This window comes from Spirochaetota bacterium, assembly GCA_035477215.1.
Lineage (GTDB): Bacteria > Spirochaetota > UBA4802 > UBA4802 > UBA5368 > MVZN01.
On record DATIKU010000015.1, the window covers coordinates 55,617 to 66,499 of the forward strand.

Annotated in this window: 9 protein-coding genes and 1 riboswitch; of the genes, 6 read left to right on the forward strand and 3 right to left on the reverse strand. The window is 58.0% G+C overall.

The window, feature by feature from the left end; translation table 11 throughout:
- Window positions 1-2 precede the first annotated feature (2 nt).
- The gene (dmeF, locus tag VLM75_03290; protein ID HSV95941.1) at window positions 3-965 is read left to right on the forward strand and encodes a CDF family Co(II)/Ni(II) efflux transporter DmeF; all 963 of its coding nucleotides are present in this window, start codon (window positions 3-5) and stop codon (window positions 963-965) included.
- Between the two features lie 130 nt (window positions 966-1,095).
- Here the strand turns inward: dmeF and VLM75_03295 are convergent, their stop codons facing one another.
- Window positions 1,096-1,362: a hypothetical protein gene (locus VLM75_03295; GenBank protein HSV95942.1), complete on the reverse strand. Its 267-nt coding sequence runs from the start codon at window positions 1,360-1,362 to the stop codon at window positions 1,096-1,098.
- 199 nt (window positions 1,363-1,561) lie between these two features.
- Here VLM75_03295 and VLM75_03300 point away from each other — a divergent pair, with 199 nt between their 5' ends.
- From VLM75_03300 to VLM75_03310, 3 genes are read left to right on the forward strand one after another with little or no spacing between them, the layout of a single operon-like run.
- Window positions 1,562-4,702: an efflux RND transporter permease subunit gene (locus tag VLM75_03300; protein ID HSV95943.1), complete on the forward strand. Its 3,141-nt coding sequence runs from the start codon at window positions 1,562-1,564 to the stop codon at window positions 4,700-4,702.
- On the forward strand, window positions 4,699-6,018 hold the full coding sequence (locus VLM75_03305; GenBank protein ID HSV95944.1) for a TolC family protein: 1,320 nt from the start codon (window positions 4,699-4,701) through the stop codon (window positions 6,016-6,018). Before VLM75_03300 ends, VLM75_03305 begins: the two co-directional genes overlap by 4 nt.
- A 20-nt stretch (window positions 6,019-6,038) precedes the next feature.
- Complete coding sequence (locus VLM75_03310; GenBank protein ID HSV95945.1) at window positions 6,039-6,461, forward strand: hypothetical protein; 423 nt, start codon at window positions 6,039-6,041, stop codon at window positions 6,459-6,461.
- A 116-nt stretch (window positions 6,462-6,577) separates the two neighbouring features.
- Here the strand turns inward: VLM75_03310 and VLM75_03315 are convergent, their stop codons facing one another.
- A complete protein-coding gene (locus tag VLM75_03315) occupies window positions 6,578-7,699 on the reverse strand; it encodes a VWA domain-containing protein (protein HSV95946.1) in 1,122 nt (373 codons plus the stop codon).
- Window positions 7,700-8,016: 317 nt separating this feature from the next.
- Window positions 8,017-9,159, reverse strand: a complete 1,143-nt coding sequence (locus VLM75_03320) for a 1-acyl-sn-glycerol-3-phosphate acyltransferase (GenBank protein HSV95947.1) — start codon at window positions 9,157-9,159, stop codon at window positions 8,017-8,019.
- Window positions 9,160-9,277: 118 nt separating this feature from the next.
- A riboswitch (TPP riboswitch) is annotated at window positions 9,278-9,375 on the forward strand.
- A gap of 137 nt (window positions 9,376-9,512) precedes the next feature.
- Here VLM75_03320 and thiM point away from each other — a divergent pair.
- Window positions 9,513-10,301, forward strand: coding sequence for a hydroxyethylthiazole kinase (thiM, locus tag VLM75_03325; protein ID HSV95948.1), 789 nt, complete (start codon window positions 9,513-9,515; stop codon window positions 10,299-10,301).
- Window positions 10,301-10,883, forward strand: a 583-nt coding sequence (gene thiE / locus VLM75_03330; protein ID HSV95949.1) for a thiamine phosphate synthase, incomplete at its 3' end; no start/stop codon positions are given. The genes thiM and thiE, both read left to right, overlap by 1 nt.

Below are 10,883 nucleotides of genomic sequence, written 5' to 3' on the forward strand. Positions count from 1 at the left end.
AAATGCACGCAATTGGCACAGACTCCTGGACGCACCACCACCGATTCGCGGGGGACCGGATCGGCTCGGAGCGGCGAACGCTGATCGTAGTGGTGATAACCTGCGTTACCATGGTTGCCGAGATCATCGCCGGGTGGCTGTTTAATTCGATGGCCCTCCTCTCCGACGGCTGGCACATGGGCACGCACGCAGCGGCCATCGGAATTTCCCTGTTTGCCTACCGGTATGCGCGCAGGCACGCGGACGACCGCCGGTTCAGCTTCGGCACATGGAAGGTGGAGATCATCGGGGCCTACACGAGCGCGGTGTCCCTGGCGATAATAGGCGTCTATGTGGCCTCAATGTCGGTGGAGCGGCTGTTTGCGCCCGCTGCTATCCAATACAACCAGGCGCTCTTCGTGGCTGCGATCGGCCTCGCGGTAAACCTTTTGTGCGCCTTCATTCTCGGCGCGGGGAAGAAACACGGCCATTCTCACGGCACGGATCATGAACAGGACCATGACGACGACGAGCGCGATCACCTACACCACGACGACATCAACCTGAAATCGGCGTACCTGCACGTGGCGGCTGACGCGATGACATCCGTGCTTGCCATCGTTGCGCTCGTATGCGCGAAATACGTCGGATGGAACTGGCTTGATCCGGCGATGGGGATTCTGGGCGCGGTGCTCATCATTCGCTGGGCGATAGTGCTGTTCCGGGACACTGTGCCGATACTGCTCGACTTTTCGGCGGACCAGAAAATCGAACGCCGGATACGCGATACGGTGGAGTCACATGGAAACGCGAAGGTGTGCGACCTGCATCTGTGGCGCGTGGGACATAACGCCTACGCCTGCATCGTGTCGATCGTGAACTCCGACGGGGGAGGCGTTGACCGCTTCAAGTCCTCCCTGGAAAGGATAACCGGTATAGAGCACATAACCGTGGAAATGAGAGGCCATGGCGTCTCGAGCCGGTGAAAGAGCCATCGACCGGTCAACGCGGAGATCAAAATTTCCGTTGACCTTTCTGGATGGAGCCGACAAGCATGCTATACTGTAGATACTCATGAGAACAATGAAAAAAAACATTAGAGCGACGACGGTTGCCCTAATTTCGCTTTTTCTCCTGTCCCTTGGGGGAACGACGCACGCTCACGACCATGGTGATGGCGCCTACGTGCACAAGCACGCTCCGGTGGCCGCCGGCGATGATTCTCACGCAAAGGATCATGAGGAAAACGCCATCGCCGTCTGTGATGACGGCGTCGGGATACGTATAACGCCAGCCGCGAAATACACCGCGTTTCAATACTCGAAAGACGACGGCATTAACCACGACGGCGGTGGCGTATGTCGCGCAATTACCGGCATACAACCGCCGGGAATATCTCCCGGATATATAAAGGATGCGGCCCAACGCGCCTTCAAAGATCGTCTTTTCCTCATCTCGGGGGCCCGCAGGGCCCCGCCACGCGCCCGATAACAAACCCGATCACGCACGTCCGTGACGGCGCGCCATGCGCGCCGCGCAGCCGCCTCGCGGCATTTCAGCCTGACACAAGGATATATCACGAATGGACAACAACGATTTTAATGCGGAATCATTATTCGACAGGATAATAGCGTTTTCACTGCGGCGGCGCTCCACCATCTGCGCCTGCGCCGCCATGCTTCTCATCGCGGGAACCGTTATACTCAGCGGCCAGAAGATCGACGTGCTTCCGGATCTCAACCGCCCGGTCGTCACCGTGCTCGCCGAGGCCCACGGTCTCGCTCCCGAGGAGGTTGAAAAACTGGTGACGCTTCCCATCGAGGCGTCCCTTTCCGGCTCGCCGGGTGTCACCCGCGTCCGTAGCGTATCAAAGAGGGGCATCTCGATAGCCCAGGTGGAGTTCGACTGGGACACCGATATTTACCGAAACCGACAGATCGTCTCTGAAAAATTATCCGTCATACAGAACGATCTGCCCCGCGGCGTACAGCCGGGTATCGGGCCGGTGAGCTCCATCATGGGGGAAATCCAGCTCATCGGCATCACCAGCAACAATGGATCCACCGGACCGCGGGAGCTGAGGACCGTGGCGGACTGGACCGTGAGAAAAAGGCTTCTATCCGTTCCCGGCGTTTCATCGGTGATCGTCATGGGCGGGGAGGCGAAGGAATACCATATTCTCATTAAGAGCGAACAGATGGGAATACTCGACATATCATTCGATCAGATGGCCGAAAGTCTGCGGGGCCTGGGCGGCGTGTCCAGCGGCGGTTTCATTGAGCGCGCCGGAAAGGAATTTGTCATTCGGAATATCGGCTTACTGTACGGACAGGAGGAGATCGGGGAGGCCGTTGTGGGGTATCGCGCGGGCGTTCCGGTGCGCCTGCGCGAGATCGCCGACATACGGGAGGGCGGCAGGGTGCGCCGGGGTGACGCGAGCGTAAACGGCAAACAGGGAGTTATCCTCGCCGTGCTGAAGCAGCCCGAGGCGTCAACCGTCAAGCTGAACCGGGAGATTGAGCGCACCGTGGCGTCGCTGCGCGGAGCGCTGCCGGCGGACGTCATTGTGGATACCACACTCTTCCGGCAGTCGGACTTCATTGAGCGCTCCACCGGTAACGTGAAAGAGGCCATACTCCTGGGGTTTATCATGGTGACGGCAGTTTTGCTCTTATTTCTCTGGAGCCTCCGCTCCACGTTCATATCGCTCACCGCCATACCCCTCTCGCTCGTGCTGACGATCATCACTCTTCGCGTCTTCGGGTACGACGTCAACACCATGACGCTCGGAGGCCTTTCCATCGCGATCGGCCTCCTGGTGGACGACGCGATCGTTGACACGGAGAACATCTTCAGGCGGCTCAGGGAGAACGCGGCTCTTGCATCTCCGAAAAACGCTCTCAAGGTGGTCTTCTCGGCATCGTCGGAGGTGCGAAACAGCATCGTCCTGGCAACGGCTGTGGTGATCCTCTCGTTCATCCCGCTTGCGTTCATACAGGGGGTGGAGGGGCGAATATTCCGGTCGCTGGTGGTATCGTTCGTGGTCTCGCTCACCGCGTCTCTATTAGTTGCGCTTACCGTGACGCCCGTGCTCTGTTCCTATCTCCTGACGAGGATCGCGCGCCTGAAACAGGCGGACAGCCCGTTGGTGCACCTCCTCAAGGGGCTGCAGCGGCGAAACCTGGAATCGCTCATGAAACGGCCGAAACTCGTCATGACGGGCGTGGCGTTGCTCTTCGCCGCCGCGTGCGCGCTGACGCCTTTCCTGGGGCGCGAGTTTTTACCGCCGTTCAACGAGGGGACGATGACCCTCGACGTGTTCACCGCCCCGGGGACCTCGCTGGAACGGTCGGCGGAGATCGCGGGAAAGATCGAGAAAATATGCCTTGAGACCGATGGCGTGAAGAAGGTGGGCCGGCGGACCGGGCGATCCGAGATGGACGAGCACGCCGAAGGGGTGAACTACAGCGAAATCGACGTTACCATCGACGCCGGGCGGAAGGACATACGACGCTCGGAGATCATCGCCCACCTCCGCACCCGCTTCAAGGAGGTGAAGGACGCGAGCGTCACCATCGGCCAGCCGATCACGCACCGGATCGACCACCTTATATCCGGCATCAAGGCGGACGCCGCCGTTGTCATCTACGGGGACGATCTTGAAAAGCTCATCTTCTACGCCCAGAAGGCGGAGACTGTCCTCGCAAAGGTGCGCGGGGTCGAGGACCTGCTCGTAGAAACGCAGAGCTTCGTGCCTGAAATTAAAGTTTCCCTGCAGCACGACAGGGCGGCGAAATACGGCATTCCAACGGGAAGCCTGGTCGAGACGCTCGAGATGGCGTTCAACGGTGAAACCGTGGGATACATCATGGAAGGTGAGCGAAAATTTGCCGTAACCATAAAAATCGACGCGAAAACGCGCTCTGGAATTGAGGGCATGAAGGGGATGATTGTAAAGCATATGCCCGATGGAATGCCGGTGCGTCTGGGGATGGTGGCGGACGTGTATGAGAGCGAGGGGCCCTCGGAAATAAAACGCGAGAACGGAAGCCGCCGCGTGGCCGTGCAATTCAACGTCGGCGGCAGGGACCTTGTTTCCACTGTGCGGGACGCCGAGGAACGCATCGGAAAGGAACTGGGGCTTGAGCCGGGATACCGCTTCGAGATAGGCGGCAGATACAAAAACCAGGCGGAAACGGCGCGGTACATCCTGCTGACCGGCCTCCTGTCGCTTATCGTCATCGTGGGGCTGATATACTGGCAATTCAGATCGGTACAGCTTACCGCGCAGGTGCTCGTGAACATCCCCCTTTCGTTCATAGGCGGCATTATCGCCCTCGCGGCGACCGGCACGACTCTTTCGGTGGCAAGCCTGCTCGGGTTCATCGCGATCGCGGGCATCTCGACGCGAAACGGCATCATGATCGTGTCGCATTACCTGCACCTCATGGAGCACGAGGGCGAACGGTTCTCGGAGGCCATGGTGATTCGCGGTTCCCGCGAGCGGCTTTCCCCGGTGCTTATGACCGCCCTGTCGGCGGTCATGGCCCTGGTGCCGATCATCGCGACGGGAGCGGACGCGCCGGGCAAGGAGATATTGTATCCCGTGTCCCTGGTGCTCGTGGGAGGGCTTGTCAGTTCCACACTCATAGACATAGTTCTGACGCCGATACTCTTCTACCAACTTGGCAAACGGAGCGTCATTGCAGAGAGGTATTCATGAAAAAATCGCACTACATGCGCACCATTACGACGACTGTGATCATTTCGGCGTTCGCGTTCATTGCCCTGATGGCAGGAAACGCATTCGCACAGCAGGCCGGAGTGAAACAGATTTCGCTGGAAGAGCTCTGGCGGAACGCCGGGGAAAAATCGCCCTCGATACAGGCAAGGCTGAAGGACGTGGAGGCGATTGAGTATAAAATAAAATCTCTCCAGAAACCGTATCTGCCCTCAATTAACGCGGATCTGGGATACTCCGGGGCGGCGAATCTGAACGAGTTCGAGCATGGACCGCTCGCGCGGCTCACCGCGGAATGGATACTCTGGGACGGGGGGAGAACGATGGCGTCGAAAAAGATCCTTACTTTATCCTCAGGCTCCGTTGGCCTTCAGGGGGCGATATTCGCCATCGAAGTAAAAAAGAAGATAGCCGCCGTCTATTATGATACGGCGAGGCTCGAAGCCTCGGTTGCTGATGAAAAAAAGAAATTGAACAACCTCGTATCGTTAAAAAAGCTTCTCATGCCTCGCTTAAAGATCGGAAAGATTGGTTATTCAGACGTCGAGGACATGGTGATACGAATTGAAGATACCGCCGGCAAGATAAAAAACGATGAACTGGTCATCGACTACAAAAAACGCCAGTTACGATTGCTCACCGGCGGCGACGCGGAAGATCCCCTGTATATTCCGGGATTCTCCGTTCTGAAAGGCGTAGGTCCTGAAATTGCGGCCATTAAGACGACCCTGACGTCCCCTGCGCTGATTCTGGCGCGCAGGCAGACTGCGCTTCTGGAGGCAAAAAAAGAACATCGGGAACGGGAGCTGTACTGGCCGGTTTTCGGCATTGAGCTTTACGGCGGTTACGGGCCGCACCGTGATGCGATAGACCCGCACAAGCCTGAAGTCGGGGCAGGTGCGGTGTTCCGCGTACCGATAATCATCGGCGGCAGCCGGTCGGCGGAGATGAAATCCCTGACGGCGGAAATCGACGCGGCGAAACTGGACCTTGCCCGGATGGAGAAAGATAACAAGGCCGCAGCCGACTACATAATGAAAGCCATACCTGCCATGGATGACCGCATGGATTCGCTCGAAAAATCGGTGAAACGGGCGGAGAAAAACCTCACCGCCGCATTCAATGAGTTCTCCCGCGGACTGAAATCGCCCGCGGACATGATCACGGCCCTGCAGTACCTTTATGAGTTGAAGTCGAAATACCATGACGCGAAGATGGAATTCCTTGCGCTCAAGGCTGAACTGTTTCTCACGTACGGAAATGACGGGTTATCGACATACGATTCAATTAAAAATTAAAACAATATAAGGAGAACACAATGATGAAAAAAAATCTCACCCTGGCAGTTCTTGTTGTCGCGGCGCTCGCGCTGCCGAACCTGAGCCGGTCCCACGAGGGCTCGTTCAAGGATGCCGACACCATTCCGCCGTTTGGGCCGCACGGCGGAAGAACGCTCAAACTGACGCGGCATTTCGCTGAAGTGGTGGTAAAAAAGAGCACGGTGGACGTGTACATTCTCGAGCGTGACGTAAAGACGGTCGCCTCGGACGCATCGGGCGTCACCCTGAGCGCCGCGATTCCCGGAAAAAACGCCAAATCAATTCCTCTTTCAAAAAAGGGAGACGGCTACACGGGAGCGTATATCGCGCCTCCCTCGGCACGAAGGGTAATTTTTACCGTGAACTGCGTCCTCGATGGCAAAAACGAAACCGGAACGCTCCAGCACGAGCCGAGGAAATGATGAGAATTAATCGTCGGGTATAACGACGTACTCGGCGGGATGCGAGAGAAAAATCGCGCGAAATGAGAGAAGGAGCGGAAACGTTCCCGCTCCTTTGTATTACGGCGGGTAAAAGTCTACTCGAAACTGAAATTTTTCCCGCCCGCCTGTTCGCGTACGGTCTTGATAATCGCCGCGTCGAGGGTGTTTTTCCCGGCGAGCTTCTTCGTCTCGTTCTCGACGTAGACGCGCCGCTCCTGGTTGAGCTTGCCGATTCTTGCCTGCAGCTCGGCGCGCTTCTTCATCTGTGCGTCGACGTGGGCGCTACGCTCGCCGGGGCTCATTTTCTGCATCTCGGGAGGAAGCTCTTCTTTCTTGAGCGACTCGGTCTTGACCTTTCCTTCCCTTACCGCGTCAACGAGGTCCCAGCCCGCGTTTGAATAGAGATTCGAGGCCTTGGCGAGCGAGCGCTGTATCACCGACTCCTCGCTCATACCGGCGGCGTTCTTGTCTTGCATGGCCTGGCGTTCCTTTTTCTCTCCGCCGCTCATGCCGTAGGGAATATAGGTGAGGTTGAGCTCGTTTCCAAGCTGGCTGATCTCCGCGTCCTGTGGCGCGGCGATGTAGGCGACGCGCTCGTTTTGGTTGATATGCATGTAACGGCCCTGCGCCAGCAGAGCGCCGTCGCGCCAGTGGGTGCTCACTCCCTCGTCGTAATCGCCGCAGTATATGGTGTTGACGATGATGTTCTTCGCCGCGGCCGCCTTCACGGCGACGCGGTAATCGACCTCGCCCTGGGAGAACGGCTCGTTGCCGGCGATGAAGATCACCTTCAGATCGGCGGACTCACCGCTCCATCCGAGGCCCTTCGCCGCGGCCTGGATCACCCTGCCGCAATACTCGTCACCGCCGTTGGTGGCAAGTGCGAAAAGCTCCTCGGAGAGACGGTCGAGGTCGGTGGTGAAGGGAACGACCATCCTGAGATAGCCCTCTCCGGATGGGATGCTGCTCTTGCCGTATTCATAGAGCGCAACCTCGAGGCGCGGGGCCCTGCCGTCGCGGCGCGCCTGCGCCATCTCGTTGACGATCTTCCACAACTGCGATTTGGCCTGGTCGATCAGGCCGTCCATGCTGCTCGAGGTGTCGAGCAAAATGGCAAGCTGAATCCTCGGGCCGTCGGCCCTGGCCGTAAGGACGGCCGGACTCCATGCGATAACCGCGGCCAGTACGATCGAAAGCGCCCTTGCATTTGTTTTCATAAGATGCTCCTGTGCGTGGTATAGTTGTTTGATACGGTTATTTGACAGGAGCAGGCCGATCTAAGTTCTCGTTTTTTACACCCCTGCACAAGCAATTCGGCGGTATCAGCGCGTCGGTCCGACGGCTCCCCGGCCGCCAAGCTTGCCCCGGTCGCTGATTCTCCCGGTATACATCAGGCGGAGCTGTTTTAGGCTGATTTCGCGCGCGGGATTCGAGCGATGTACAATGGGCACGATCATCCCCTTCGCGATAATAAATTCCTTGATTAAGAATCCTCTTTGAAAATATTGGTGCGGCGCGATGATCTCGCCGTTTTTCATGCGCCGAGGTGGGCGTCGAAAATACGGCGAATACTCGTCTCCCCCAGGGACATAAGTTCGTTCGCGTGAAAGCCGAGGGGATTTCGCGTACGATATTCCCTGTCAGAGTACGATGAAAGGATGGCTTCGATGTCCAGTATAAAAGCATTGTCCTTTCCGATGGAAAGCGAAGGACGGAGGTAGCGCTTTTTCCTGCAATACTTGAGGAAGCTGTTTACCTTCTTCAGCAGGTATTTCCTGTCGAGGAGTCCGGCGTCGATATCGGGCAGCTTTTTACGCCGCACCATTTCGCCGATTTCCGCCGTTATACGCTCCATCGAATCGACAAACCTTTCTCTGGCGAGCACAAGGTTTTGCCTGGCGCTTTCGTTGCTCTTCGCGAGCCGCCTGATGTAGTACGCCGCGATCTGGCTGAAGGTGATCGTATGAAGCTGCCTGAGTATCTTCGCCAGGCGTTCGTTGAACTCCTCTTTCGGGCAGCGGAAAAAGACAGGGCGTCCGATGTTAATAAAGATGTCTTTTCCCCCTTTGACGAGGCGGTCGACCTTTACGTTTATCGGAATGACGTGGACTTTCTGGTGAGCGCTCTGAAAGGAGTTCTCGACGAGCTGGTAAACGGCGCTCCGTATTTTTTTGAGGCCCCCGAAACCCCAGGTGGTCCCTTCGGGGAACACCAGCGTGGACAGGCCCCTGGCTATACTCTCCCTGGCCCGGTTCATCTGGTTTCCGATCTCGTTCCTGATCCGCTCCCTTTTTACCGAGTACGTGTCGATGAAGGGGCGGTGAATGGTCGTAAGCCTCATTATTTTGAAAACGACAAAGGGGAGGGCCGTTTTATCGAGGAAGGTAAACAGGCATTTCAGGAACAGGTTCTTCTTCCCGAAGTTGCTGGCGAGGTAACTGCCGCTTAAAAAGTCCCCTTTGGCGAGTACCAGGAAATCGGGCCTGGGATGGAGCGAGTAGTACACCCGGGCGAGCGACGGTATCTCGTAATAGCTGTCATGCGTCGGTGAAATGATGACGGGGGTGGGAATCTTTTGCAGATGCTCGCGCCCTTTGAGATGCGGCCGCTGCCGCATTATAATGGAGGCAATGTGAAAGCACGAAATGATGAATTCACGAAATAAACGTCGAATCATTCGATCCCACCCTGTCACGGTGTAATGTACAACCGGAGTAGATGCTTATCCAATAATTACGATATGTCAACAATATTGTTCATCATTTCTGTTGACAAAAGAGACGTCGTTCGGTAAATTATCATTGTTGGGGTGGTTCCATGGCGGAGCCTGAGATTATACCCGTTGAACCTGATCCGGATAATGCCGGCGTAGGGATGCCAACCGCATAATCATCTCCCCCGTTTGAACGATCACCTCGTCCGGATTTTGATATGTCGCGCTCGATTTCAATCTTTGAGGGTGCCGGCTTTTTTTATAGAAGCGCCGCCCCGGGGTTGCCGTTCGCGGCGCGAAAACTTCAGGGGGGAACAATGGACAACGCATCGCTTTTAGCGGCTGTAAGGGAGAAGCAGCCGCTGGTACATCATCTTACGAACTGGGTCACCATTTATGACTGCGCCCAGCTGGTAAAGTCGTTCGGGGCCTCGCCGGTGATGGCCCACGCCGTGGAGGAGGCCGCCGACATGGCGTCGCTCGCCTCCGCACTGGTGCTCAACATCGGTACGCTCACCACCGAGTTAATTGAAGGCATGAAGCTCGCCGCGCGCGCGGCCAACGCCAAAGGCGCACCAGTGGTGCTCGATGTCTGCGGCGCGGGGGCCACGCCGTTTCGGGACAGGATGGTGGCCGCGCTCCTCGACGCGGCACGTATCGACATCATAAAGGGTAACGCCTCGGAGATCGCACGCGTTGCCGGCAGGCAGGTGAGGACCAGGGGCGTCGACGCGGGAAGCGTGGAGGGCAATCTGGCCGGTATCGCCGAAACGCTCGCCGCGGCGAGCGACTGCGTGGTGGTGGTTACGGGAAAGGAAGACATCGTCGCAGGAAAGGGCGCACGGTATTTCATCAAAAACGGACACGAGATGATGTCGCGCGTTGTCGGTACCGGCTGCATGGCGGCGTCGGCGATCGGCGCCTTCGCGGGAGTGTGCCCGGAAGACCTTCCGCGCGCGGCGACCGCCGGGCTGGTCTGTTTCGAGGTGGCGGCCGAGCTCGCGGTGAAGGGCGCGCAGGGCCCGGGCAGCTTCAAGGAACGGCTCTTCGACAGCGTCGCCGGGCTTACGGGGGAAAACGTCTCCACCATGCAGAAGGTGTGGTGATGAAAGGGTATTATTTTATCACCGATGCGGGACTGAGCAACGCGGGTAACATCGCGGACGTCCGGGCGGCGGCCACAGCCGGAGTGAAAGTGGTGCAGTACCGCAACAAGTCGAACATCACGCGCGACATGTACGAAGAGGCGCTGCTCATCAAAAGCGCGTGCGGCGACGGCGCGAAATTCATCATCAACGACCGCATCGACATAGCGCTCGCGGTCGACGCGGACGGCGTGCACATAGGCCGGGAGGATATGCCGTACATCCAGGCGCGCCGCCTGCTCGGCCCCGGTAAAATAATCGGCGTTACGGTGCACGACCTCGACGAGGCGCTCGAGGCGGAGGCGGCCGGCGCCGATTACCTGGGCTTAAGTCCCATCTTCACGACTGGCACCAAGGACGACGCGGGCGAGCCCTGCGGCGCGGCCGTCATCGCGCAGGTCAAGGCGCGCTGCCGCATCCCCGTCGTCGCTATAGGCGGGATAGGTCTCGACAATGTCGACGAGGTTGTCGCCGCGGGCGCCGACATGGTGTGCGCCATCTCGGCGGTCGTGACAAAGCCGGACGTTGCTGCGGCGATACTGG